General features: G+C 60.7%; 21 protein-coding genes. 6 read left to right on the forward strand and 15 right to left on the reverse strand.

Annotated elements, in window-relative coordinates; all coding sequences use genetic code 11:
* Nucleotides 1–60: 60 nt before the first annotated feature.
* Nucleotides 61–1,452, forward strand: coding sequence for an L-cystine transporter (locus QMK58_RS28165; RefSeq protein WP_053163400.1), 1,392 nt, complete (start codon nt 61–63; stop codon nt 1,450–1,452).
* A gap of 89 nt (nt 1,453–1,541) precedes the next feature.
* On the opposite strand, the gene QMK58_RS28170 is transcribed toward QMK58_RS28165, so the two are convergent.
* Nucleotides 1,542–2,054 (reverse strand): dihydrofolate reductase, encoded by a 513-nt coding sequence (locus tag QMK58_RS28170; RefSeq protein ID WP_053163403.1) that lies wholly within the window; start codon nt 2,052–2,054, stop codon nt 1,542–1,544.
* Between the two features lie 85 nt (nt 2,055–2,139).
* On the opposite strand from QMK58_RS28170, the gene QMK58_RS28175 reads away from it, so the two are divergent.
* Together QMK58_RS28175 and QMK58_RS28180 are read left to right on the forward strand one after the other, a co-directional pair.
* Nucleotides 2,140–3,510, forward strand: coding sequence for a DUF2868 domain-containing protein (locus tag QMK58_RS28175; RefSeq protein WP_053163406.1), 1,371 nt, complete (start codon nt 2,140–2,142; stop codon nt 3,508–3,510).
* Nucleotides 3,503–4,879, forward strand: a complete 1,377-nt coding sequence (locus tag QMK58_RS28180) for a GTPase/DUF3482 domain-containing protein (RefSeq protein WP_320395701.1) — start codon at nt 3,503–3,505, stop codon at nt 4,877–4,879. The genes QMK58_RS28175 and QMK58_RS28180 overlap by 8 nt, the downstream gene beginning before the upstream one ends.
* Before the next feature lie 131 nt (nt 4,880–5,010).
* Here the strand turns inward: QMK58_RS28180 and QMK58_RS28185 are convergent, their stop codons facing one another.
* The 7 genes from QMK58_RS28185 to QMK58_RS28215 all read right to left on the reverse strand — a co-directional run bounded on the left by QMK58_RS28185 (nt 5,011) and on the right by QMK58_RS28215 (nt 14,047).
* On the reverse strand, nt 5,011–5,568 hold the full coding sequence (locus QMK58_RS28185; protein ID WP_053163412.1) for a phosphonate degradation HD-domain oxygenase: 558 nt from the start codon (nt 5,566–5,568) through the stop codon (nt 5,011–5,013).
* On the reverse strand, nt 5,568–6,701 hold the full coding sequence (locus tag QMK58_RS28190; RefSeq protein WP_053163415.1) for a TIGR03364 family FAD-dependent oxidoreductase: 1,134 nt from the start codon (nt 6,699–6,701) through the stop codon (nt 5,568–5,570). Before QMK58_RS28190 ends, QMK58_RS28185 begins: the two co-directional genes overlap by 1 nt.
* A gap of 117 nt (nt 6,702–6,818) precedes the next feature.
* Nucleotides 6,819–7,844, reverse strand: coding sequence for a putative 2-aminoethylphosphonate ABC transporter substrate-binding protein (locus QMK58_RS28195; protein WP_053163418.1), 1,026 nt, complete (start codon nt 7,842–7,844; stop codon nt 6,819–6,821).
* A gap of 38 nt (nt 7,845–7,882) precedes the next feature.
* Nucleotides 7,883–9,607: a putative 2-aminoethylphosphonate ABC transporter permease subunit gene (locus QMK58_RS28200; RefSeq protein ID WP_053163422.1), complete on the reverse strand. Its 1,725-nt coding sequence runs from the start codon at nt 9,605–9,607 to the stop codon at nt 7,883–7,885.
* Entirely contained in the window at nt 9,607–10,683 is a 1,077-nt protein-coding gene (locus QMK58_RS28205; protein WP_053163426.1) for a putative 2-aminoethylphosphonate ABC transporter ATP-binding protein, read from the reverse strand. Before QMK58_RS28205 ends, QMK58_RS28200 begins: the two co-directional genes overlap by 1 nt.
* A gap of 222 nt (nt 10,684–10,905) precedes the next feature.
* On the reverse strand, nt 10,906–11,769 hold the full coding sequence (locus QMK58_RS28210; protein WP_320395702.1) for a LysR family transcriptional regulator: 864 nt from the start codon (nt 11,767–11,769) through the stop codon (nt 10,906–10,908).
* A 16-nt stretch (nt 11,770–11,785) separates the two neighbouring features.
* Nucleotides 11,786–14,047 (reverse strand): heavy metal translocating P-type ATPase, encoded by a 2,262-nt coding sequence (locus tag QMK58_RS28215; RefSeq protein ID WP_320395703.1) that lies wholly within the window; start codon nt 14,045–14,047, stop codon nt 11,786–11,788.
* A gap of 85 nt (nt 14,048–14,132) precedes the next feature.
* Here QMK58_RS28215 and cadR point away from each other — a divergent pair, with 85 nt between their 5' ends.
* Nucleotides 14,133–14,582 (forward strand): Cd(II)/Pb(II)-responsive transcriptional regulator, encoded by a 450-nt coding sequence (cadR, locus tag QMK58_RS28220; RefSeq protein ID WP_053163434.1) that lies wholly within the window; start codon nt 14,133–14,135, stop codon nt 14,580–14,582.
* 113 nt (nt 14,583–14,695) lie between these two features.
* Here cadR and QMK58_RS28225 read toward each other — a convergent pair whose 3' ends face one another.
* The 3 genes from QMK58_RS28225 to QMK58_RS28235 form a co-directional block, all read right to left on the reverse strand.
* On the reverse strand, nt 14,696–15,667 hold the full coding sequence (locus QMK58_RS28225; RefSeq protein ID WP_320395704.1) for a thymidylate synthase: 972 nt from the start codon (nt 15,665–15,667) through the stop codon (nt 14,696–14,698).
* Between the two features lie 49 nt (nt 15,668–15,716).
* A complete protein-coding gene (lgt, locus tag QMK58_RS28230) occupies nt 15,717–16,523 on the reverse strand; it encodes a prolipoprotein diacylglyceryl transferase (protein WP_053163541.1) in 807 nt (268 codons plus the stop codon).
* A gap of 83 nt (nt 16,524–16,606) precedes the next feature.
* Complete coding sequence (locus tag QMK58_RS28235; RefSeq protein ID WP_320395705.1) at nt 16,607–17,389, reverse strand: sulfite exporter TauE/SafE family protein; 783 nt, start codon at nt 17,387–17,389, stop codon at nt 16,607–16,609.
* A 132-nt stretch (nt 17,390–17,521) separates the two neighbouring features.
* Between QMK58_RS28235 and QMK58_RS28240 the strand changes: the two genes are divergently transcribed.
* Nucleotides 17,522–18,295 carry an NRDE family protein gene (locus QMK58_RS28240; protein ID WP_053163547.1) on the forward strand — a complete coding sequence of 258 codons (774 nt, stop codon included), beginning with the start codon at nt 17,522–17,524 and terminating at the stop codon, nt 18,293–18,295.
* On the opposite strand, the gene ptsP is transcribed toward QMK58_RS28240, so the two are convergent.
* Nucleotides 18,267–20,546, reverse strand: coding sequence for a phosphoenolpyruvate--protein phosphotransferase (ptsP, locus tag QMK58_RS28245; protein WP_053163550.1), 2,280 nt, complete (start codon nt 20,544–20,546; stop codon nt 18,267–18,269). The two genes, QMK58_RS28240 and ptsP, sit on opposite strands and share 29 nt — an antisense overlap.
* 22 nt (nt 20,547–20,568) lie before the next feature.
* Nucleotides 20,569–21,048, reverse strand: a complete 480-nt coding sequence (locus QMK58_RS28250; RefSeq protein ID WP_053163553.1) for an RNA pyrophosphohydrolase — start codon at nt 21,046–21,048, stop codon at nt 20,569–20,571.
* 143 nt (nt 21,049–21,191) lie between these two features.
* On the opposite strand from QMK58_RS28250, the gene QMK58_RS28255 reads away from it, so the two are divergent.
* Nucleotides 21,192–21,848 carry an HAD family hydrolase gene (locus QMK58_RS28255; protein ID WP_320395706.1) on the forward strand — a complete coding sequence of 219 codons (657 nt, stop codon included), beginning with the start codon at nt 21,192–21,194 and terminating at the stop codon, nt 21,846–21,848.
* A 93-nt stretch (nt 21,849–21,941) separates the two neighbouring features.
* Here the strand turns inward: QMK58_RS28255 and QMK58_RS28260 are convergent, their stop codons facing one another.
* Together QMK58_RS28260 and ilvA are read right to left on the reverse strand one after the other, a co-directional pair.
* Entirely contained in the window at nt 21,942–22,367 is a 426-nt protein-coding gene (locus QMK58_RS28260) for a DUF2269 domain-containing protein (protein ID WP_053163558.1), read from the reverse strand.
* 40 nt (nt 22,368–22,407) lie between these two features.
* The gene (gene ilvA, locus QMK58_RS28265) at nt 22,408–23,922 is read right to left on the reverse strand and encodes a threonine ammonia-lyase, biosynthetic (protein ID WP_053163561.1); all 1,515 of its coding nucleotides are present in this window, start codon (nt 23,920–23,922) and stop codon (nt 22,408–22,410) included.
* Nucleotides 23,923–24,220: the final 298 nt, after the last annotated feature.

Below are 24,220 nucleotides of genomic sequence, written 5' to 3' on the forward strand. Positions count from 1 at the left end.
GGCTTACCGGTTCGCAGCTGCCCCGGAAGGTGGCTGGCACAAGTCACTTTCGGAGTTCTCATGAATCTGCCGCTGATCCTCAATCTGCTGGTGTTCCTCGCCCTGCTCTTCGGCCTGGCGCAAACCCGCCACACCACATGGAGCCTGGCAAAAAAAGTCCTGCTCGCCTTGGTACTGGGCGTGGCATTCGGTGTGGCGTTGCACACCGTTTACGGTGCCGGCAACCCGGTGCTGAAAGCTTCGATCGGCTGGTTCGATCTGGTGGGTAATGGTTACGTGCAGTTGCTGCAAATGATCGTGATCCCGCTGGTGTTCGCATCGATCCTCAGTGCCGTGGCCCGCCTGCATAATGCTTCGTCGCTGGGCAAGATCAGCTTCCTGACCATTGGCACGCTGCTGTTCACCACCGCCATCGCGGCGCTGATTGGCATCGGCCTGACCAACCTGTTCGGTCTGACCGCCGAAGGCCTGGTGGCCGGCACCCAGGAAATGGCCCGTTTGCAAACCATACAGACCGACTATGCAGGCAAGGTCGCGGACCTGAATGTGCCGCAGTTGCTGCTGTCGTTCATCCCGCAAAACCCGTTCGCCGACTTGGCGCGCGCCAAGCCGACGTCGATCATCAGCGTGGTGATCTTCGCTGCGTTCCTCGGCGTCGCGGCGCTGCAATTGCTCAAGGATGATGTGGAAAATGGTCAGAAAGTGATCAACGCCATCGACACCCTGCAAGCCTGGGTAATGCGCCTGGTGCGTCTGGTGATGAAGCTGACGCCGTATGGCGTTCTGGCGTTGATGACCAAAGTGGTCGCTGGTTCCAACCTGCAGGACATCATCAAGCTCGGCAGTTTCGTGGTGGTGTCCTACCTCGGCCTGGGGCTGATGTTTGTGGTGCATGGCCTGCTGGTGTCGGCGGCGGGGATCAATCCGCTGCGTTTCTTCCGCAAGATCTGGCCAGTGCTGACGTTTGCCTTCACCAGCCGTTCGAGTGCTGCGACGATTCCGTTGAGCATCGAGGCGCAGACCAGTCGCTTGGGTATTCCGCAGTCGATCGCCAGTTTCGCGGCGTCGTTCGGCGCGACCATTGGCCAGAACGGTTGTGCCGGCCTGTACCCGGCGATGTTGGCGGTGATGGTGGCCCCGACCGTGGGGATCAATCCGCTGGACCCGCTATGGATCGCAACACTGGTGGCGATTGTCACGTTGAGTTCGGCCGGTGTCGCCGGGGTTGGCGGCGGTGCGACGTTTGCGGCGTTGATTGTGCTGCCGGCGATGGGCTTGCCGGTGTCACTGGTGGCGCTGCTGATTTCGGTCGAGCCGCTGATTGATATGGGGCGTACGGCGTTGAATGTCAGTGGTTCGATGACGGCGGGTGCGATTACCAGTCAGGTGATGCAGCAGACCGATAAAGCGTTGCTGGATGCGGATGAGCATTCAGCGTTGGCGCAGGCTTGATCGGAGCCTGATAGACCGCTATCGCTGGCAAGCCAGCTCCTACAATGGAATGCGTTTCCCCTGTAGGAGCTGGCTTGCCAGCGATGCTTTTAGGCTTTTTCCCAGACTTCGAAGTTGTACGCCGGCTTGTCGCCTTCCGCCGGGTTCGGCGCATTCGACACCAACTTCCACTGGCCCAAATCAAACTCCGGAAACCACGCATCCCCGTCCGGGCTCAGCGCGACGCGGGTCAGGTATAACCGATCAGCCTGCGCCAATCCTTGCGCATACAACTGCGCACCGCCGATCAGCATCAGCTCATCGACGCCCTGTTCTTTCGCCCACTCTTCAGCGCGAACGACGGCAGCTTCCAGCGACGGATAAACCTCCGCGCCTTCCAGCACCAGATCCGCCTGACGGCTGACCACGATATTCAAGCGGCCCGGCAACGGTCGACCGAGGGAATCCCAAGTCTTGCGACCCATGATGATCGGCTTGCCGAGCGTCGTGGCCTTGAAGTACTTGAAGTCCCCCGGCAAGTGCCAGGGCATGCTGTTGTCGACGCCGATCACGCGGTTTTCACCGAGGGCTGCGATCAGGCTGAGGGGGAGTGATTTAGTCATGCCGGCGAGGATACCAGAGCCACGCTTTCGCCGATAAGCGCCACAACGGTTATGCTCACATCTCAATTAAGCGACGGGATGCCGCGTGACTGAACTGAATAACCTCTGGCTGACAGAAACCATTCGCCTGCGTGAAGAACATGCAGGCCCTTTGGAAGACCTTGAAGCCAACCGAATGGCCCGCAGCGCTGGCGGCGATCTGCCGGCGCGCATTCAACGCCGCGCCCTGTGGCTGGCCGAGCGCGATGGTCTGGCCGATGCGCTCAAACACTGGTTGCAAGGCGCGCAACTGGCGTTGATCGTGATGGCGCTGCTGGCTGTGGTCAGCGGCGCGGGGCTGGCGTTTGCCGCGCTGGGCGACGGCCTGCATCCGGTGAATGTGTTCTGGGCCCTGGGCAGTCTGCTCGGGCTGAATTCGATCCTGCTGCTGAGCTGGGCCTTGGGCCTTTTGTTCGCTGGCGAGCACGGCGCCAGCCTCGGGCGCTTGTGGCTGTGGCTGAGTGAGAAACTCGCCCGCGACGCCAAAGCGGCACAACTGGCCCCCGCCCTGCTCCTGTTGCTGCAACGCCGCAAACTCAATCGCTGGGCCATTGGCGTGCTGGTCAACAGCCTGTGGTTGCTGGCGATGCTTAGTGCCTTGGTCATTCTGCTGACGCTGATGGCGACCCGGCGTTACGGCTTCGTCTGGGAAACTACCATCCTCAGCGCCGACACCTTCATTGCCGTAACCCAAGCCCTAGGCGCACTGCCGGCCTTGATCGGCTTCAGCGTGCCGACCGAAGAAATGATCCGCGCCAGCGGCGATGCCGCACTGAACATCGAAAGCGCCCGTCAGGCCTGGGCCGCGTGGCTGGTTGGCGTGCTACTGATTTACGGCGTGGTGCCGCGCCTGTTACTGGCGCTGTTTTGCCTGTGGCGCTGGAAGTCCGGCCGAGCCAGCTTGCAACTCGATCTGAACCTGCCGGGTTACGCCCAGCTGCGAGAACGGCTGATGCCCACCAGTGAACGCCTGGGTGTCAGCGACGCCGCACCGGCACAACTGCATCGCGTGGAAAGTGGCGTCAGTGAACAGCAAAGCGACGGCGCATTGTTGGTCGCCATCGAACTGGACAACGACCGACCCTGGCCACCGCAACTGCCGAAAAACGTCAGCAACGCCGGCATTCTCGACAGCCGTGAATCGCGGCACAAACTTCTCGAGCAACTCAGCCGTTTCCCCCCGGCACGATTGGCGATTGCTTGCGATCCAAGACGCTCGCCGGATCGCGGTAGCCTGGCATTGATTGCCGAGCTCGCCCGCAGCGCCAGCGCCACCCGCGTCTGGCTGCTGCAAGCTCCACCCGGTGAAGCGCTGGACGCCGAGCGTCTTGGTGATTGGCATGTAGCACTGCAACAGTTGGAACTGCCGTTTGCCGATTGCGCACCGATGAACTGGCTGGAGACGGGTCATGACTGACACCAGGAAGCAGCCTCTGAAACTCGCCGTCGTCGGCCACACCAACGTCGGTAAGACCTCGTTGCTGCGTACGCTGACGCGCGATGTCGGCTTTGGCGAAGTGTCCCATCGCCCCAGCACCACGCGGCACGTCGAAGGGGCGCGCCTGTCGGTGGATGGCGAGCCATTGCTGGATCTCTACGACACGCCCGGCCTGGAAGACGCTATCGCCCTGCTCGATTACCTCGAACGCCTGGAGCGTCCCGGCGAGCGCCTGGATGGTCCGGAACGGCTGGAACGCTTTCTCGAAGGCAGCGAAGCCCGGCAACGATTTGAACAGGAAGCCAAAGTGTTACGCCAGTTGCTGGCGTCGGACGCCGGGCTCTACGTGATCGATGCCCGCGAGCCCGTACTCGCCAAGTATCGCGATGAACTCGAAGTGCTCGCCAGTTGCGGCAAACCGTTGTTGCCGGTGTTGAATTTCGTCAGCAGCGCCAACCATCGCGAGCCGGCGTGGCGTGACGCCCTAGCGCGACTGGGCCTGCATGCGTTGGTGCGTTTCGATAGCGTGGCGCCGCCCGAGGATGGCGAACGCCGGCTCTACGAAAGTCTCGCTCTGCTGCTGGAAACCGCACGGCCACAACTGGAACGCTTGATCGCCGATCAGCAGGCCCAACGCCTTGCTCGCCAGCAAAGTGCGGCGCGGTTGATTGCCGAATTACTGATCGATTGCGCTGCCTGCCGACGCAGTGTGGTCGCCGACGCGGAGCAAGAACAGCAAGCGATCAGCGAATTGCGCAAAGCCGTGCGTCAACGCGAACAGCGTTGCGTCGAGGCGCTGCTCAAGCTTTACGCCTTCCGCCCCCAGGACGCCGCCGCCAGCGACTTGCCACTGCTCGACGGTCGTTGGGGCGATGATCTGTTCAACCCGGAGACCCTTAAACAATTGGGTGTGCGTGTGGGTAGCGGCATAGCCGCAGGTGCAGCCGCCGGGGCCGGGGTCGATTTGCTCGTGGGTGGCATCACCTTGGGTGCGGCGGCATTGGCTGGAGCCATCGCTGGCGGCGCCCTGCAAACTGCGCGCAGTTATGGCAGCCGCTTGCTGGGCAAGCTCAAGGGCCAACGCGAGCTGACCGCCGATGACAACGTGCTCCGGCTGTTGGCGCTGCGCCAGCGGCAATTGCTGCAAGCGCTGAATGCCCGTGGCCATGCGGCGATGGACAGCATTCAAGTCGCCACACCACAGGATAAAACCTGGCGCGAAGGCAAGTTGCCCGAGGCCCTGAACAAAGCCCGGGCGCATCCTCAGTGGTCGTCGCTGAACCCGCAGGCGAAGTTGAATCAGTCAGAACGGCAGGAGCAGGTTGAGGTGTTGGCTCAGCAGCTGTAGTCACCTGAACATTTGTGTTGTTTGAACTGACGCCATCGCGAGCAGGCTCGCTCCTACATTGGATCTGTGATCGACACAAATCCCCTGTAGGAGCGAGCCTGCTCGCGATGGCAGCGACTCGATTTAAAGGCTTACGCCGCCAACAGACGCACCGCTTTGCCCTTCAATACCGCCAGATCAATCACCGGCACGTGCATCTCTTTGGCCATTTCATCCCACTGGCGCATGCGCAAGCTCACGGCACACAACGGGTCCTGCTCGAACGCCTGCGCCTCTTCAGTCGTCATCACCCCGCCCTGATATTCCAGCGTCCGGCGACTGGCTTCGCTCAAGCGCTCGTAGTACCCCGGCTCTTTGAGCGTCAGATAACGCTTGGCCTGAACGTGGTATTCGACCAGCCGCGCCATGCGTTCGCTGAAACCTGCGCGACGCAAGTAATCCGCACCCAGGCGCTCATGGCTGACCACGCCGAATCCACCCATGTTTTCGGCGCTCTCGGCACAGATGTGTCCGATGTCATGGAAAAATGCCGCCAGTACCACTTCATCATCGAAGCCTTCGGCCATGGCCAGTTCAGCGGCCTGGGACATGTGCTCGATTTGCGACACCGGTTCGCCGATGTAATCGCTGTCACCAAAACGCTCGTACAGGCCGAATACTTCAGCGACGACTTGTTCATTGCGCACCATCAGACTTCCCCCAATATAGCGGCGACGTTACGTTCGGCTATCGCCGGCCCGACACTCATGCCGACACCGGAGTGCATCAATGCCACGCTCAGGCCCTTTGCCGGACTCAGGAGCGAAAATGGCCCCGGCCCCCGTGAACCATAGACGCCCTGCCAGCGCTCGACCACTTGCACTTTGCAGCCCAGCGTTTGCTCGGCCAGTTCGATCATCCAGTCATCGACCTGCTCGGCATTGAAGGGTGACGGATCGCAGCCGTAATGGTGGGAATCGCCGATGATCAACTCGCCATGGGGTGTCGGGCTGATCAGCAGGTGGATGCCGTTTTCATGCAGGTGCGGTGCGTAGCGCAGAATCTCGGCCTGCACCGCAGCGGCTTCCGGTAAATCCGCGAAGGCGCCGTAGTGCACGCAACTCAAACCGGTGAGCAACGCGTGTTGCAGGTTGAGGTTGATTTGCGGGCGGGCGCGGAGCATTTGCAGACGACAGATTTGTGGCTCGAGCTCAGCGATCTGCTCGGCCAGCAACGTCTGATAATCATGGCCGGAGCAGACGATGATCTGCTCGGCACTGAAGCTGCCGGCCGTGCTGTGCAAGCGACCCGGCTCGATATCACGCACCAGGGTGGAGAAGTGAAACTGGACGCCCAGGTCGCGACGCAGAAAGTCGATCAGCGCCGGAATCGCTTCGCGGGAATACAGCTGCTGGTCGTCCATGCCATGCAACGCGGCACGGTGATGGCGGAATTGGCCGCCGTACAGCCCGCGCAATGCAGCGCCGCGCAGCAGGTCGACGCGGTAATCGTGTTCAACAGCGCGCCCTTCGCAGAAGGCTTCCAGCAGTTGTTCTTCTGCTTCGGTGCGAGCAAACAGATACGAGCCGTTGCGCTTGAGTTGCAGCCCGGCGAGTTGCGCCCAATCGCCCCAGATGCCGCGACTGGCGCGAGCCAGTTCCAGCATCTGGCCTGGGGGCTGGCCGGTGACCAGTGCCTGACCGAAGTTACGTACCGAAGCACCGAGAGGCGTTTCGCTGCGTTCGAAAACCTTGACCTTGAGACCGCGCTTGGCGGCGGCATAGGCGTGAGACAAACCCAGGATGCCGGCGCCGACGATCAGCATGTCGTTGTGTTGTGTCATCTAGAGGTGTCCTGAATTCAAGGCCGCTATCGCTGGCAAGCCAGCTCCTACAAGTGCGACGAGAACCCTGTAGGAGCTGGCTTGCCAGCGATGAGGCCCAGTCAGCCGATGAAGTACTTACTTGGCCGCCACTTTCTCGGACTTGCCGTCATAGCGCTTGCGCCATTCAGTCAGGATCTCGTCGCGGTTTTTCGACGCCCAGGCAAAGTCGTTCTTGATCAGGCGCTGTTCGTAGTCAGCCGGCAGTTCGGTCTGCGGTTTGGCGATGCCAGGCTGGGCGAGCACGGCGAAGTTTTCCTTGTAGAGTTCCATCGCCTCGGGGCTGGCGGAGAAGTCAGCCAGTTTCTTCGCCGCTTCTTCGTGGGCGGTGCCCTTGATCACGGCAGTCGCTTCAATCTCCCAGCCAAGGCCTTCCTTCGGCAGGATGATGTCCAGCGGCGCGCCCTGGCGTTTCAACTGAACGGCCGGGTATTCGAAAGAAATACCGATCGGGAATTCACCCGCCGCCGCCAGTTTGCAAGGCTTGGAACCGGAGTGAACGTACTGGCCGATGTTCTGGTGCAGGCCGTCCATGTAGGCCCAGCCCTGCTTGTCGCCGAAGGTTTGCAGCCAGGCGCTGACGTCGAGGAAACCGGTGCCGGACGAGGCCGGGTTCGGCATGACGATCTTGCCTTTGTACTCGGGCTTGGTCAGGTCTTGCCAGCTCACGGGTTTGCTCAGGCCCTGCTTTTCGGCTTCGACGGTGTTGAAGCAAATGGTCGCGGCCCAGACGTCCATGCCGACCCAGGCTGGCGGGTTGGCGGCGTCGCGGTAGTTCGCGCCGATCTTGCCCAGATCCTTTGGCGCGTAGCTTTGCAGCATGCCTTGCTGATCGAGGATCGCCAGGCTCGAAGCGGCCAGGCCCCACACGGCGTCAGCCTGCGGACGGGCTTTTTCGGCCAACAGTTTGGCGGTGATGATGCCGGTGGAATCACGCACCCATTTGATTTCGACGTCCGGGTTAGCCTTTTCGAACGCCTCTTTATAGGTCTTCAGTTGTTCGGCTTCGAGGGCGGTGTACACCGTCAACTCGGTTTTCGCCGCAAAGGCGTTCAGGCTGAAAGCGGTGAGGACAGCAGCGGCCAGGGCCAAAGGCTTGAACATGATCTTTTCCTGTTTGTTGAGTTGAGGGGTGTGCAGATTCAATGACCGGGCGCGGTCTGCCGCCAGGCCTGGGAGCGGCGCAGCAAACCGCGCGAGGCCCAGGCGAGCAGCAGGGAAACGCCCGCCGAGGTAATCAGGATCAGGGTCGACATCGCGGCCGCACCACCGACGTTGCCGGCATCGTCCATGTTCAGCACCGCCACCGCCGCGAGGATGGTGTCGGGGCTGTAGAGGAAGATCGCCGCCGAAACGGTGGTCATGGCCGAGACGAACAGGTAGCGCACGATGTCCAGCAATGCCGGCAAGCAGATCGGCACGGTGACACGCAGGTAATGGCGGTACAGCGGCGCCTTGAGCGACAGCGCGGCGGCTTCGAACTCGGCGTCGAGTTGACGCAGCGCGGTGGTCGCGGTCATTTGCGCGGTGGTCAAATAGTGCGCAATGGTGCAAACGATCAAGAGCGTCATGGTCCCGTAAAGAACATGCAACGGGTTGCCGGTGAGGTTGAAGAAGAAGACGTAACCCAAGCCCAGCACCAGACCCGGCACCGCCATCGGTACGAAACTGAGCATGCGCAGGGCCAGATTCAAGCCGCGCTGGCCCTTGGTTTTTTCCATCAGATAGGCGCCGGTGAAGATCAGCAGGCTGCCGATCAACGCGGTGCCCAAGGCCATCTTCAGGCTGTTTGCATAAGCCAGCCAGCCACCGCCGGCGGTTTCATTGAACTGATAATGATTGAGCGATAGCGACAGGTTGTACGGCCAGAACTTCACCAAAGACGAGAACACCGCCATACCGAACACCAGCAGCAACGCGGCGCAGATCAGCAGGACGATGGCCAGGTAGCAGCCATCGCGCAGTTTCGACGGTGCCGGTTTGAAGACTTGCGCCCGTCCGCTCATGGAGTCGCCGTGACGCCGACGCAGCCATGCATCGACGCCGAAGCTGAACAGCGCCGGCAGCAACAGCACCATGCCGATCAATGCACCGCGACCGAATTGCTGCTGGCCGACTACGGCTTTGTAGGCTTCCAGCGCCAGCACTTGATAGTCGCCGCCAACGACCACCGGAACACCGAAATCGGTGATGGTCAGGGTGAACACCAGACAGAACGCAGCGAATACGGCCTGGCGTGTCGCCGGCCAGGTGATGCTGCGGAAGGCTTTTGCAGGACTCGCACCCATGCTGGACGCGGCGTCGAATAGTCGCGCATCGGCCAGGGACAGGGCCGACAGCAGAATCATCAACGCGTGTGGGAAGGTGTAGATGACTTCGCCGAGCACAATGCCCCAGAAGCCGTAGATGTTGTCCGAGAGCAGGCTGCGCAACATGCCTTGATTGCCGAACAGATAAACCAGGGCAATCCCCGGCAGCATCGATGGCGCCATCAATGGCAGTAGCGAGATGCCACGCCAGATGCCCTTTGCGGGAATCAACGTACGTTGCAGCGCGTAGGCAAACAGGTAGGCCAGCGGTACAACAATGGCCGCGACGCTGAGGGAAACTTTCAGACTGTTACCGAGCAACCAGTGGAAGTTTTCGCTGGTCACCAATTCTTTGGCGGCCGCCCAACCACCGCCCTGCCCGGCTTCGGCGCTGAAACCGCGCCAGAAGATCGCCAGCAACGGCATCAACACGGCGACGCCAAGCAACACGAGCAGAAGGACTTTGCCGCCGACCACGAATACACGGTCGCCGATCTCGGCACGGGAGGTCTGCCGAACCTGCTTGTGCGGTATCGGCAGCGCGATGTTTGCGCTCATCAGGCAAACACCTGCAGGCTGCGCGGCGGCAAAGCGACCATGATCTGCTGGGCGCCAAGGCGCGGCATGGCTTCCGGCGCCAGTTCAGCCAGCAAGGCGTGGCCCGGCAAATGATCGAGTTCAAAGCTCATGCGGCAGCGGTTGCCGAGGAAGGTGATCTCGCGAACCTTGGCCGGGAACAGGTTTTCCTCGTGCACCAGCGGGTTGACGTTGATAGCTTCCGGGCGGCAGAACAACCGGCCCGACGCGGTCTTGGCGCTGCCGTCGGCCAGGCGCATGTTCATCCCGCCGACCTGGGCGTGGCTGTCGCTGCTGCGCTGGAAAGGCAGCCAGTTACCCTGGCCGACGAACTCCGCCACGAACGGCGTGGCCGGGCGGTTGTAGATTTCCTGTGGTGTGGCGTACTGCTCGACCTTGCCGTTGTTCATCACGGCGATGCGGTCGGCCATCAGCATGGCCTCGTCCTGATTGTGAGTGACCATCAGGGTGGTGACGCCGAGGTTGCGCTGTAGCTGGCGCAACTCGGTGCACAGATGCTCGCGGACGCGCGCATCGAGGGCCGACATCGGTTCGTCCAACAACAAAAGCGAGGGTGCCGGCGCGAGTGCGCGAGCCAGTGCAACCCGTTGCTGCTGACCGCCGGACAATTGGCCAGGGTACTTTTTCTCACTGCCACTGAGGCCGACCAGCTCCAGCATCTGACCGACACGCCGACGCACTTCGTCACGACCGCTGCCGGCGAGACCGTAGGCGATGTTCGCTTCGACGGTCAGATTGGGAAACAGCGCGTAGGACTGAAACAGAATGCCGTAGTCCCGGGCCTGAGGCGCCAGGTGGGAAACATCGCGATCACCGAGGTACAACTCGCCGCTGTCCTGTTTTTCCAGACCGGCAATGCAGCGCAGCAACGTGGTCTTGCCGCAACCCGACGGGCCCAGCAGGCACACCAGCTCGCCGGCCGCGACGTCGAGGGAAACGTTATCCAGTGCCGTGAAAGCGCCAAAACGCTTCTGTACGCCGCGCACTTTCATCGGTGCGCCGGGGTTGGTCAGGGCAGTTGCGATCGAATTGTTCATGGACGGACCTCATCTGGCAGATGGAGGCCATCCTAGAGTTGTAATGAGTCCGTCATGTGGCAGTAAGGCAAAAACTGCCGATAGTGGTATTCGAGGATTTTGGTTCAGTTGCTGTGCTGTCATGACTGACGCCTTCGCTGGCAAGCCAGCTCCTACAAGGTTTCGCATTCCCCTGTAGGAGCTGGCTTGCCAGCGAAGAGACCTGAACAGCGGCCGAAGATCTCAGACCGGGGCCATTTCCTGTGCCAACCCCAGAAACGCCGCCGGTAGCCGCGCGTTTTTGCGCTCCTTGAGGCAGTACAGGTATTCGGGGATTTGCGGCGCATGTTCGATGGTCAGCACGCGCAACTGCGGATCGTGGGGCACTTCCTGCCGGGCAATGATGCTGATGCCGATGTTGCGTAGCACCGCTTCGCGAATCGATTCGCGACTGCCGATCTCCAGCAGCGGCCCGAAATTCACCCCGGCGTTGGCCAGCAGGTCTTCGGTCAAACGACGGGTGGTCGAACCCGGCTCACGCATCAGCAAGGTATGCCCGGCCAGTGCGCTGAGCGGCACATGATCATGAACCGCCAGCGGATGATTGCGGTGCACGGCCAACACCAGAGGATCGCTGCCGAGCACGCGGCGAACCAACCTGGCATCCTCCAGTAACTGCGAAGAAGCGGCGACATCCACCCGGTACTCCTCCAGCGCTTCGAGCACCTGCTGGGAGTTGCCGATTTCCACCGATACCTCCACCTGTGGCAAGCGCTCGCGAAAGGTTTTCACCAGGTCCAGGATGTAATACGGCGCTGTGGCTGCGATGCGCAACGTGCCTTGGACGTGACCGCAGTTGCGCAGGAAAAACTCGATGTCGGCTTCCTGTTGCATCAGCGCCTTGACCATCGGCAACAGCCGCGCGCCTTCCTCGCTGACACTGAGGCGGCGCCCCCCGCGATAGAACAGTTCGACCGAATACTGACTTTCCAAATGGCGAATCTGGGTCGTCACGGTCGGTTGGCTCAGTCCGAGTTTCTTTGCCGCCTGGGTGATGCTGCCCAATCGGGCAACCATGTAAAACGCCTTCAGCTCGGCACTCAGCACAACCGTCCCTCATCCGTTATTTGCGCAGCAGGCGCAAACCGTTGAACACCACCAACAGGCTCACGCCCATGTCGGCGAACACCGCCATCCACATGGTAGCGAGCCCGGCGAAGGTTACCCCAAGAAAGATCGCTTTGATGACCAATGCCAGCGCAATGTTCTGCTTGAGGATGCTCGATGTTTGCCGCGACAGGCGGATGAATGCCGGAATTTTGCGCAGATCGTCGTCCATGAGGGCAACGTCGGCGGTTTCAATCGCTGTGTCGGTACCGGCCGCCGCCATCGCGAAACCGATCTCTGATCGCGCCAGTGCTGGAGCGTCGTTGATGCCGTCTCCGACCATTCCAACGTGATGACCCTGTGCATACAGGGCCTCGATGGCCTGCAACTTGTCGCTCGGCAGCAAATCGCCCCGGGCTTCATCGATGCCGACTTGCGCAGCGATTGCCCGGGCGGTATGAACGTTGTCGCCGGTGAGCATCAACGTCTTGATACCCAGATCATGCAACTGCTGGATCGCTTCGCGGCTGGACTCCTTGACGGTGTCGGCCACCGCAAACAGCGCCAAAGGGCCGGCTTGGTCGAGCAACAGCACCACCGACTTGCCCTGTTTTTCCAGGGCGAACAGCTTTTCCTCCAGGGCTGGCGAACACAAGCCCAGTTCTTCGACCAGTCGATGATTGCCCAGATGATACATCTGGCCGTTGATTTCGCCGCGCACGCCGCGCCCTCCCAGCGCTTCGAAGTTATCCACAGTGAGCACCGCAGAGTGTTTAACCACAGCCGCTGTGGCGATGGCCCGCGATACAGGATGATCCGAACGCCCGGCCAACGCCGCCGCAATGGCCGGGGCCGTCTCGTCGGCGGTGGGGTCCAGTGACAGGTAATCGGTCTGCACCGGCTTGCCGTGGGTGATCGTGCCGGTCTTGTCCAGCGCCAGGCAGTCGAGCTTGTAACCGCCCTCCAGATAGACACCGCCTTTCACCAGAATGCCTTTGCGCGCCGCCGCTGCGAGGCCACTGACGATTGTCACCGGCGTGGAAATGACCAGCGCACACGGACAGGCCACCACCAGCAACACCAGCGCCCGGTAGATCCAGTCGAACCACAGCGCCCCCATGAACAGCGGCGGAATCACCGCCACCGCCAAGGCCAGGACAAACACTGCCGGGGTGTAGATTTTCGAGAAACTGTCGACGAAACGCTGGGTCGGCGCCCGCGCGCCCTGGGCCTGTTCGACGGCGTGGATGATACGTGCCAGGGTCGAGTTGTCTGCGGCGGCAGTGACCGCATATTCCAGCGAACCCGCCTGATTGATGGTGCCGGCGAACACTTTGTCACCGACGGTTTTTTCCACCGGCAGACTTTCTCCGGTGATCGGCGCCTGATCGATGGTCGAGTTGCCGGACAGCACGTCACCGTCCAGACCAATGCGCTCGCCGGGGCGCACTCGCACCCGGGCTCCGAGCGCGATGGTTTTGACATCCTGTTCGCCCCAGCTCCCATCAGCCAGCAGTACGGTTGCCTGTTCCGGCGTCATTTGCATCAAGCCACTGATTGCGTTGCGCGCACGGTCCAGGGACCTGGCTTCGATCAATTCGGCCACAGTGAACAGGAACATCACCATCGCCGCTTCCGGCCACTGACCGATAAGGATTGCGCCGGTAACGGCGATGCTCATCAGTGCGTTGATGTTCAGGTTGAGGTTCTTGAGCGCGATCCAGCCCTTTTTATAAGTGCCGAGACCGCCACTGAGGATCGAGAGCAGCGCAATAATCGCCACCACCCAGTTCGGCGCGGCACTGGTAAAGTGCAAAATTTCCGCCAGCAACGCCCCTGCACCGGACAACGCCAATGGCCACCAAGGCTTTTTGACAGGCGGTTGTGCGGGCGCTTGAGTGCCTTGTTGCAACGGTTCGGCGTGCATGCCCAGGGACTTGATCGCCTCGACGATCGGCTCGATCCCGGGCAAATCGTGGGACACTGCGAGAACCCGATTAATAAGATTGAACTCCAGCTGATGCACACCGGTCAGTTTGCTTAGCTTGTTCTGGATCAGCGTCTGCTCGGTCGGGCAATCCATTGCCTCGATGCGGAAACTGCTCAGTCGGGCCCCGGTTGTCGGCGCTTCGCTCAGTGTGATTAACGAAGGGGCCGCCGCACTGGATGAACAGCAGGAATCGCCGTGACCCGTGTGGCCATGCTTATGCACAGGCTTCAGGGTGTGACCGTGTTCGTGCTCAGCCCCGGGTTTGTGGGAATGCAGGGAATCGCTCATTGGTTGCGTCCATAAGAGTGCCTGTTGCCTAGTTAAGACCCTGTAGCCGCTACAGGGTCAAGCACCGTTTTGGAGAATGGTCGTCATGAAGATCGGAGAATTGGCGAAACTCACGGACTGCGCCGTTGAGACTATCCGTTACTACGAGCGCGAAAATCTGTTGCCGGAACCTGCCCGCAGCGACGGCAACTACCGTGTCTATACCCAGGCCCACGTCGAACGCCTGACCTTCATCCGCAACTGCCGCACCCTCGACATGACGCTCGAAGAGATCCGCAGCCTGCTGGCTTTTCGCGACAGTCCACAGGATCAGTGCGACGGCGTCAACGCGTTGATCGACGAGCACATTCATCATGTAAAAGCCCGGATCGACGGATTGCTGGCCTTGCAGAGACAGTTGCTTGACCTGCGCCGGCGCTGTGGCGAGGGGCCGGATGTCGATCAATGCGGGATTTTGCAGCGGCTGGAAGTAAGCGGCGGGGTGGTGGCGACGGAGGTGGAGCATTCCCATGTGGGCCGTAGTCACGGCCACTAACAACACCGAAAACCCCTGTAGGAGCTGCCGAAGGCTGCGATCTTTTGATTTTGAAAAGCAAGATCAAAAGATCGCAGCCTTCGCCAGCTCCTACTCTGGATTGCGGTACGGCTTCAGACTGCCATCGGCGCGGTCATTGGCGCGTGGTGTTCGTAACCTTCCAGCGAGAAGTCGCTTGGCTCCACCAGCTCAAGCCATTGCGGCTGATATACACCCGTCTTGGCAAACTCCGGCACACGGTCGGAAATCACCAGTTTCGGCATCGGGAACGGCTCGCGCTTGAGCTGTTCGTTGAGCATGTCCAGGTGGTTTTCGTAGACGTGGGCATCACCGATGAAATAGGTGAACCAGCGCGGCGTGTAACCGGTCAGGCGACCGATCAGGCTCAGCAATGCGGCGCCTTCGGTGAGGTTGAACGGCGTGCCCAAGCCCAGGTCGTTGGAGCGGATGTAGAGGGTCAGGGAAATCTCTTTCGTCTCGACATTCGGGTGGAACTGATACAACAAATGGCACGGCGGCAGGGCCATTTCATCGAGTTGGGCACAGTTCCAGCCGTGGAACAGAATTCGACGGCTGCCCGGGTCGTTGATGATGGTGTCGACGCATTGGCGAACCTGGTCGATGGCTTTGTACAGCACCACGTAGGCCTGGCCGTTTTCTTCGCCTTCGGCAATCTGGCGATAGCCCTGGCTCAGGGTCTGCTCGATGGCAGCCGGGTTGCTGACCGGGATTTGCTTGTACGCCGGCCACTTGCGCCATTGCACGCCGTAGATCTCGCCGAGATCGTCTTCACCCTGACGGAACGGATTGGCCAGCCACTGGGCGTTTTCGTTGGCGTTCTGGTCCCAGACCTTGCAGCCCAGCGCGCGGAATTCGGCGGCATTGTTCACGCCACGCAGGAATCCACACATTTCGCCGATGGCCGATTTGAAGGCCATCTTGCGCGTGGTGATTGCCGGAAAACCTTCCTTCAGGTCATAACGCAGCATCGCGCCGGGAAAGCTGATGGTGTTCACGCCAGTGCGGTTGGCTTGCTTGGTGCCGTTCTTGATGACGTGGGCGACCAGTTCGAGATATTGCTTCATGAGTTACCTGTGTCCTTGAACCCGGAGCCAGAGCCCCAGGATTCGAATTTTATACGGCTGCCGCTGGCGTCGCCGGGGCGCGGTGATACGCCAGCCAGATCAGGAACAGCCCGCCGACGATCATCGGCACGCACAGCACCTGACCCATGGTCAGCCAGTTCCAGGCCAGATAGCCCAGTTGCGCATCCGGCACGCGAACGAATTCGACGATGAAACGGAAGATGCCATAGAACAGCGCGAACATCCCCGAAACTGCCATGGTCGGCCGCGGCTTGCGCGAGAACAGCCACAGGATCAGGAACAATGCCACGCCTTCCAGGGCGAATTGATACAGCTGCGACGGGTGACGCGCCAGTTGCGCCGGATCGGTAGGAAAGACCATCGCCCACGGCACATCGGTTGCCTTGCCCCACAACTCGGCGTTGATGAAGTTACCGATGCGCCCGGCACCCAGGCCGATCGGCACCATCGGTGCGACGAAGTCCATCAGCTGGAAGAACGACTTGTTGTTCTTTTTACCGAACCACAATGCCGCCAGCATTACGCCGATGAATCCGCCGTGGAACGACATGCCGCCCTTCCACACCTCGAAAATCAGCAGCGGGTTGGCGAGGTAGGCGCTCAGATCGTAAAAAAGCACATAACCCAAACGTCCGCCGAGGATCACCCCCATCGACATCCAGAACACCATGTCAGAGAGTTTCTCCTTGCTCCAGGTCGGGTCGAAACGGTTCAACCGACGGGAAGCCAGCAGCCATGCACCGCCGATGCCGATCAGGTACATCAGACCGTACCAGTGGATTTTCAGCGGACCGATGGCCAGGGCCACCGGGTCGATCTGCGGGTAAGGCAGCATTGCGACTCCTCGTTAGAGTTCAAATCTCAAAATGTCCCGGCCGACGCTGTCACGCCAGGATTAAGCCAGGATTGCGCCGCTCTTCAGAGCAGGAAGTTCAGGCCGACGCAGAACAGCAACGCGGCAAACAACCTTTTCAGCAACTTTGGCGATAAATTGTGCGCCAACCGCGCACCGAAGCGGGCGAACACCAAGCTGGTCAGGGCAATGCCCAACAACGCCGGTAAATAAATGAAACCGAGACTATGAGCCGGCAGCAACGGATCGTGCCAGCCCAGAATCATGAAACTTAATGCACTGGCCAGGGCAATCGGCAGGCCACAGGCCGAAGACGTGGCCACGGCTTGCTGCATCGGCACGCTGCGCCAGGTCAGGAACGGCACGGTCAGCGAACCACCGCCAATTCCGAAAATCGCCGAAGCCCAGCCAATCACACTGCCGGCCACGGTCAGACCGAGTTTACCTGGCACGGTTCGACTGGCCTTGGGTTTGGCGTCCAGCGCCAGCTGCGCGGCGATCACCAGGGCAAACACGCCGATGATTTTTTGCAGGTTCGGGCCGGAGATCGCTTCGGCCGTCAGTGCGCCGAAACCGGCGCCGACCAGTATGCCGACCGTCATCCAGAGAAAAATCGGCCAGCGCACCGCGCCTCGACGGTGATGCTCACGTACGGCATTGACCGAGGTGAAGATGATCGTCGCCAGCGAGGTACCGACCGCCAAATGGGTCAGGATCGACTGATCGAATCCCTGCAAGGTAAAACTGAACACCAGCACCGGGACAATGATGATCCCGCCGCCCACTCCAAACAATCCGGCCAACAAGCCTGCGCAGGCGCCTAGCGCCAGATAGAGCAGAAATTCCATTTTGCATCCCCGCCGATCCCAAAACCGAGCGGCATGGTAACGGATGCATGGCCTCGACCTCCACTGTGCAAGACGATGGATCGATGAGCGATGTCTGCGTAGAGTGGGCAAAAAACACACTAGGACGCCCTTATGTGCCTGATTGTTTTTGCCTGGCGACCGGGTCATGCCCAGCCGCTGCTTGTCGCGGCCAACCGCGATGAATTCTACGCCCGCCCCAGCCTGCCGCTCGCGCCATGGCCGGAAGCACCGCATGTGCATGCCGGTCGCGACCTGGAAGCCGGCGGTACCTGGCTGGGTATCGGTGCCAACGGTCGCTTTGCCGCTTTGACCAATATTCGCGACCCCCATCAACCGCCCTCACGAAAGTCTCGCGGCGAACTGGTGGCCGGCTTTCTCAGTGGAGACCAATCGATTGATGACTATTTAAGCGACGTTGTCCGACGTTCGCTCGAATACGCCGGCTTTAACTTGCTGGTCGGCAACAGTCATGAACTTTGGCACTTCAATGCACGCGATTCTGAGGCTGTGATGCTGCAACCGGGGATCTATGGATTGTCGAACGCCGGACTGGACACGCCATGGCCGAAACTGCTCAAGGCCAAGGCTGCCCTGAGCGAGGTGCTGCTGGACCCGCAGCCCCAGGCGCTGTTGGCTTTATTGAGCGACGCACAGACGGCGCCGTTTGCCGATCTTCCGGATACCGGTGTCGGGTTGGCGACCGAGACGTTGTTGTCGAGTGTATTTATCGCCAGTCAAAGTTATGGGACGCGGGCGAGTACGGCGTTGATTGTGCAGGCGGATGGGGCGCGACATATGGTCGAGCGCAGCTTCGGGCCGTTTGGCGGGCATTTGGGGGAAGTCGAGATCAAAATCTTTAAAGTGCCTTCACCGCCGCCGGATTGATCATCCGCGCCAACCCGAGATTCTTCAGCGCCAACTGCAACGAGCTGTGGATAACTTGCGGATTGTCGATGGTCATCAGTTCGGCGAGCAATTCCTTGGCCTTGCTCAGGTTGATCTGACGCAGCATCCACTTCACCTTCGGCAGGTTGGTGGCGTTCATCGACAAACTGTCGAAACCCATCGCCATCAACAGCACCGCCGCCGCCGGATCACCGGCCATCTCGCCGCAGATGCTTACAGGTTTGCCTTCGGCATGGGCATCACGCACCACATTCTGCAGCGCTTGAAGTACTGCCGGATGCAGGTAATCGTAAAGGTCGGCCACCCGTGGGTTGTTGCGGTCCACGGCCAGCAGGTACTGGGTCAGGTCATTGGAACCGACCGAGAGGAAGTCCACTTGGCGCGCCAGTTCCTTGGTCTGATAGACCGCCGCCGGAATTTCGATCATTACCCCAACCGGTGGCATTGGCACGTCGGTGCCTTCGTCACGCACTTCACCCCAGGCCCGGTGAATCAGGTGCAGGGCTTCTTCGAGTTCGTGAGTACCGGAGATCATCGGCAGCAGAATGCGCAGGTTATTCAGGCCTTCGCTGGCCTTGAGCATGGCGCGGGTCTGCACCAGGAAGATTTCCGGGTGGTCGAGGGTGACGCGAATGCCGCGCCAGCCGAGGAACGGGTTGTCTTCCTTGATCGGGAAATACGACAACGCCTTGTCGCCGCCGATGTCCAGGCTACGCATGGTCACCGGTTGCGGGTGGAACGCCGCCAGTTGTTCGCGGTAGATCGCCAGTTGTTCCTTTTCACTCGGGAAGCGCTGGTTGATCATGAATGGCACTTCGGTGCGGTACAGACCAACACCTTCGGCACCACGCTTCTGCGCACGCGCCACATCCGCCAGCAGGCCGGTGTTGACCCACAACGGCATGCGGTGTCCATCGACCGTGATGCACGGCAGATCGCGCAATGCATCGAGGCCCAGGGCCAGTTGTTTCTCTTCTTCCACCACCTCGGCGAATTGCTTGCGCAGCACATCGCTGGGGTTGGTGTAGACCTCGCCGCGGTGACCGTCGACGATCATGCCGATGCCGTCGACTTTGGAATACGGCAGGTCGACCAGGCCCATCACCGTCGGGATGCCCATGGCCCGGGCCAGGATCGCGACGTGGGAGTTGCCCGACCCCAGTACCGACACCAGACCCACCAACTTGTCTTCCGGCACCTCGCCGAGCATTGCCGGCGTCAGTTCCTCGCTGACCAGAATGGTGTTGTCGGGATAGACCAGGGTTTGCTGACGCTCTTCCTGCAAATAGGCGAGCAGTCGGCGGCCGAGGTCTTTGACGTCCGAAGCGCGCTCGCGCAGGTAGGCGTCGTCCATCAATTCGAAACGGTTGACGTGATCGGTGACCACTTGGCGCAAGGCGCCCTGGGCCCACTGGCCGGTCTTGATCACGGTGGTGACTTCGCTGCCCAGCGCGGCATCGTCGAGCATCATCAGGTAGACGTCGAACAACGCGCGCTCTTCCGGGCGCAACTGCGTAGCGAGTTTGGCCGACAGCGTGCGCATATCGGCACGCACGCCTTCGATGGCCGTCTTGAACAGCCCGAGTTCGGCGTCGATGTCGGTGACGGTCTTGTCGGGCACCACATCCAGATCGGCCGGAGGCAGCATGACCACCGCGGTACCGACCGCTGCACCGGGTGAGCCGGGCACACCGACGAACTTGGCTTCCTGGATGCCCTTGCCCTGACGACCCAGGCCACGGATCGAACCGGTGGCTTCGGCATGGGCGATAACCCCGGCGAGCTGCGCGCTCATGGTCACGAGGAAGGCTTCTTCGCCTTCATCAAACTGACGGCGTTCTTTTTGCTGAATGACCAACACGCCGACGACGCGGCGGTGGTGAATGATCGGCGCCCCGAGGAAGGAGGCGTAGCGCTCTTCACCGGTTTCGGCGAAGTAGCGGTAGCGCGGGTGATCCGCGGCGTTTTCGAGGTTCAGGGGTTCTTCACGCGTGCCGACCAGGCCAACCAGACCTTCGTTGGGGGCCATGCTGACCTTGCCGATCGAGCGCTTGTTCAAGCCCTCGGTGGCCATCAATACGAACCGGTTGGTCTCGGGATCAAGCAGGTAGACCGAGCAGACCTGACTGCCCATGGCCTCTTTGACGCGCAACACAATAATCCCCAACGCCGCCTTGAGATCCTTGGCGGAGTTAACTTCCTGGACGATCTTGCGCAGCGTATTGAGCATGGCTCGGGGTCGAACTCCGTCGTCAGTCGCGCGCTAAAAGGCGCGGGGCAAGCTCTTTGAGAGCGCGTCGATACACCTCGCGCTTGAATGTCACCACCTGGCCCAACGGATACCAATAACTGACCCAGCGCCAGCCATCGAATTCCGGTTTACCGGTCAAATCCATCCGCACCCGTTGCTCGTTCGAGACCAGGCGCAGGAGAAACCACTTCTGTTTCTGGCCGATGCACAGCGGTTGGCTGTGGGTACGCACCAGACGTTGCGGCAAACGATAGCGCAACCAGCCCCGGGTGCAGGCGAGAATTTCAACATCTTCGCGCTCCAGGCCAACTTCTTCGTTCAGCTCGCGGTACAAGGCGTCTTCCGGCGTCTCTTCGGGGTTGATTCCCCCCTGCGGAAACTGCCAGGCATCTTGATTGATACGGCGAGCCCATAGCACCTGGCCGGCGTCATTCGTCAGAATGATCCCGACATTAGGGCGAAAACCATCGGGGTCGATCACGGCAACAACCTCGCAAACGCATGTCGTCGCATTGTTCCACAAAGGTTGTGAAGGCGGCAACGAAGGTTCCTACCTTATGTGCACTCTTGTGAAAAGACCGTATTCTTGTCGCCTTTTTACAGACATATCAGCGGGTAACTGCAATGCGCCTGGCTCTATTCGATTTGGACAACACTCTTCTTGGCGGTGACAGCGATCACGCTTGGGGCGATTACCTGTGCGAGCGCGGCTTCCTTGACGCCGTCGCCTACAAGACGCGCAACGACGAGTTCTATCAGGATTACCTGGCTGGGAAGCTGGATAACGCTGCCTACCTGAACTTCTGCCTGGAGGTTCTGGGTCGCACCGAGATGGCCACGCTGGATCAGTGGCACAGCGACTACATGCGCGATTGCATCGAGCCGATCATGCTGCCCAAGGCCCTCGAACTGCTGAAAAAGCACCGTGACGCCGGCGACAAACTGGTGATCATCACCGCCACGAACCGCTTCGTCACCGCACCGATTGCCGTGCGTCTGGGCGTTGAAACCCTGATCGCTACCGAGTGCGAAATGCTCGATGGCCGCTACACCGGGCGCAGCACCGATGTGCCGTGTTTCCGCGAAGGCAAGGTGACACGGTTGAATCGTTGGCTGGAAGAAACCGGATATTCGCTGGAGGACAGCTACTTCTATAGCGACTCGATGAATGATTTGCCGTTGCTGGAGCAGGTGACGAATCCAGTAGCAGTGGATCCGGATCCGAATCTGCGGGCAGAGGCCGAGAAACGTGGTTGGCCGGTAATCACTCTGCGCGACTGAAGACGCCATCGCCGGCAAGCCGGCTCCTACAAGGGCAGCACTCGCCCTGTGGGAGCTGGCTTGCCGGCGACAGGTTCAACTCGGTCTCAAGCACTAAACCGGCTTGGCGCCCATCAACCCGGCAATGGCGATAAAGCAGACAAAGCTGAACAACGCCAAGGCAAAGGTGAATTTCCCCACGTCACCGGGCGTTTTGCGCAGCTTGTTCAGCCGCACCAGCAACCAGAACCACGCGAGCGCCGCCACGGTGTACAGCACGCTGGAAGCCAGCAACCAGGTCTGGCCCAGCGGCCAGCCCACCAGATGCACCATCCCCCAGCCGGTGAACGGCATGCTCAGCAGTGCCAGGCCCATCAGCAGCCAGACAAACACTCTTGGCCCCTGCAAGGTGCGGCTGCCCGCCGTCGCATCACCCTTGCGCCGCGCGAGCAAAACCCAGACTCCCAACCCCAGCGCACAAGCCAGCAGTACAACCGTTGCCACCATGTGCGCCGCTTTCAGGGCAGTTAACGATTCCATTGTCAGATTTCCTTATTATCTTGCCCGTCAGCGTAGCCGTTCAGCCAAGAAACAGCTGATAGGCCGGATTGTCGCTTTCGTCCCAGTATGGGTAACCGATTTCTTCCAGCGCCGCCGGCACCAGGTGGCGCTCGTCGTGAGGCACTTGCAGGCCCGCGACGACACGACCATCCGCCGCACCATGGTTGCGGTAGTGGAACATCGAGATATTCCAGCGCCCGCCAAGCTTGTTGAGGAAGTTGAACAGCGCGCCCGGACGTTCCGGGAACTCGAAGCGCAAGATCACTTCATCGACCACATGCGCAGCGCGGCCGCCAACCATGTGACGGATGTGCAGCTTGGCCAGTTCGTTGTCGGTCAGGTCCAGCACCGGAAAACCCTGCCCGCTCAGGCTGGCGATCAGCGCGCTGCGCGGGTCGTTTTCCGGGTGCGTCTGCACACCGACGAAGATGTGCGCTTCGCTGCCGGTGTTGTAGCGGTAATTGAATTCGGTGATCTGGCGCTTGCCGATGGCCTCGCAGAACGCCTTGAAGCTGCCCGGCTTCTCGGGAATGGTCACGGCGATGATCGCTTCACGACCCTCGCCCAGCTCGGCGCGCTCGGCCACATGACGCAAACGGTCGAAGTTGACGTTGGCGCCGGAATCGATCGCCACGAAGGTCTGCCCGGTGACGCCGCGCTGTTCGACATACTTCTTGATCCCGGCCACGCCCAGGGCGCCGGCAGGTTCGGTGATTGAACGGGTATCGTCGTAGATGTCCTTGATCGCCGCGCAGATTTCATCGGTGCTGACGGTGATCACCTCATCGACATAGTCTTTGCAGATATCAAAGGTATGCTGACCGATCTGGGCCACCGCGACGCCGTCGGCGAAGAGGCCCACGGTCGGCAGCACCACGCGCTCACCAGCCGCCATCGCCGCTTGCAGGCAATTGGAATCATCCGGCTCGACACCGATGACCTTGATGTCCGGGCGCAAATACTTCACATACGCGGCGATGCCGGCGATCAGGCCGCCACCACCCACCGGGACGAAAATCGCATCCAGCGGCATCGGGTGCTGGCGCAGAATCTCCATTGCTACCGTGCCCTGCCCTGCAATGGTGTGCGGATCGTCGTAGGGGTGAATGTAGACGTAGCCTTTTTCGTCGACCAGTTTCAGCGAATAGGCCAACGCTTCCGGGAACGAATCACCATGCAGCACCACCTTGCCACCGCGCGAGCGCACGCCTTCGACTTTGATCTCTGGAGTGGTCTTGGGCATGACGATGGTCGCTTTCACGCCCAACACCTTGGCCGCCAGGGCCAGACCTTGCGCATGGTTGCCCGCAGAAGCGGTGACCACGCCGCGAGCGCGTTCTTCATCGCTCAGCTGGGTCAGCTTGTTGTAGGCGCCGCGAATCTTGAACGAGAACACCGGCTGCAAGTCTTCGCGCTTGAGCAAAATACTGTTGCCCAGCCGCTCGGAGAGCTGGCGGGCAGTCTGCAATGGGGTTTCTACGGCAACGTCATAAACGCGCGAGGTGAGGATCTTTTTGACGTACTGTTCAAGCATCGGAAAGCATCACTGAGCGGGTTGGGCAGGACCACGGAGTCTAACCCGGCTTTTGGCCGCACGACCACATTAAACCGGTGGTTTTAAGGCCTGACATACACCCTGTGGCGAGGGGGCTTGCCCCCGTTGGAGTGCGCAGCACTCCCTTTGCATTTATCCAGGAGCAACGTATTCGCCGGTTTTACGACTGCTTCGCAGCCGAACGGGGGCAGGCCCCCTCGCCACAAAGAGCCATTCGACACACTGGCAATGACCTTCCCCGCCCCGAAGCCTATAATGCCGGCCTTTCGTTCCCTCT

The organism is Pseudomonas sp. P8_241 (assembly GCF_034008315.1).
Classification (GTDB): Bacteria; Pseudomonadota; Gammaproteobacteria; order Pseudomonadales; family Pseudomonadaceae; genus Aquipseudomonas.

Excerpts from the sequence above, each read along its gene's own strand:
- cadR (WP_053163434.1), top strand. The coding sequence starts at position 14,133 with ATGAAGATCGGAGAATTGGCGAAACTCACGGACTGCGCCGTTGAGACT.
- QMK58_RS28180 (WP_320395701.1), top strand. The coding sequence starts at position 3,503 with ATGACTGACACCAGGAAGCAGCCTCTGAAACTCGCCGTCGTCGGCCAC.
- QMK58_RS28240 (WP_053163547.1), top strand. The coding sequence starts at position 17,522 with ATGTGCCTGATTGTTTTTGCCTGGCGACCGGGTCATGCCCAGCCGCTG.
- QMK58_RS28185 (WP_053163412.1), bottom strand. The coding sequence starts at position 5,568 with ATGGTGCGCAATGAACAAGTCGTCGCTGAAGTATTCGGCCTGTACGAG.
- QMK58_RS28225 (WP_320395704.1), bottom strand. The coding sequence starts at position 15,667 with ATGAAGCAATATCTCGAACTGGTCGCCCACGTCATCAAGAACGGCACC.
- lgt (WP_053163541.1), bottom strand. The coding sequence starts at position 16,523 with ATGCTGCCTTACCCGCAGATCGACCCGGTGGCCCTGGCCATCGGTCCG.
- QMK58_RS28215 (WP_320395703.1), bottom strand. The coding sequence starts at position 14,047 with ATGAGCGATTCCCTGCATTCCCACAAACCCGGGGCTGAGCACGAACAC.
- QMK58_RS28190 (WP_053163415.1), bottom strand. The coding sequence starts at position 6,701 with ATGACACAACACAACGACATGCTGATCGTCGGCGCCGGCATCCTGGGT.
- ilvA (WP_053163561.1), bottom strand. The coding sequence starts at position 23,922 with ATGCTTGAACAGTACGTCAAAAAGATCCTCACCTCGCGCGTTTATGAC.
- QMK58_RS28205 (WP_053163426.1), bottom strand. The coding sequence starts at position 10,683 with ATGAACAATTCGATCGCAACTGCCCTGACCAACCCCGGCGCACCGATG.
- QMK58_RS28170 (WP_053163403.1), bottom strand. The coding sequence starts at position 2,054 with ATGACTAAATCACTCCCCCTCAGCCTGATCGCAGCCCTCGGTGAAAAC.
- QMK58_RS28195 (WP_053163418.1), bottom strand. The coding sequence starts at position 7,844 with ATGTTCAAGCCTTTGGCCCTGGCCGCTGCTGTCCTCACCGCTTTCAGC.
- QMK58_RS28200 (WP_053163422.1), bottom strand. The coding sequence starts at position 9,607 with ATGAGCGCAAACATCGCGCTGCCGATACCGCACAAGCAGGTTCGGCAG.
- ptsP (WP_053163550.1), bottom strand. The coding sequence starts at position 20,546 with ATGCTCAATACGCTGCGCAAGATCGTCCAGGAAGTTAACTCCGCCAAG.
- QMK58_RS28165 (WP_053163400.1), top strand. The coding sequence starts at position 61 with ATGAATCTGCCGCTGATCCTCAATCTGCTGGTGTTCCTCGCCCTGCTC.
- QMK58_RS28255 (WP_320395706.1), top strand. The coding sequence starts at position 21,192 with ATGCGCCTGGCTCTATTCGATTTGGACAACACTCTTCTTGGCGGTGAC.
- QMK58_RS28235 (WP_320395705.1), bottom strand. The coding sequence starts at position 17,389 with ATGGAATTTCTGCTCTATCTGGCGCTAGGCGCCTGCGCAGGCTTGTTG.
- QMK58_RS28260 (WP_053163558.1), bottom strand. The coding sequence starts at position 22,367 with ATGGAATCGTTAACTGCCCTGAAAGCGGCGCACATGGTGGCAACGGTT.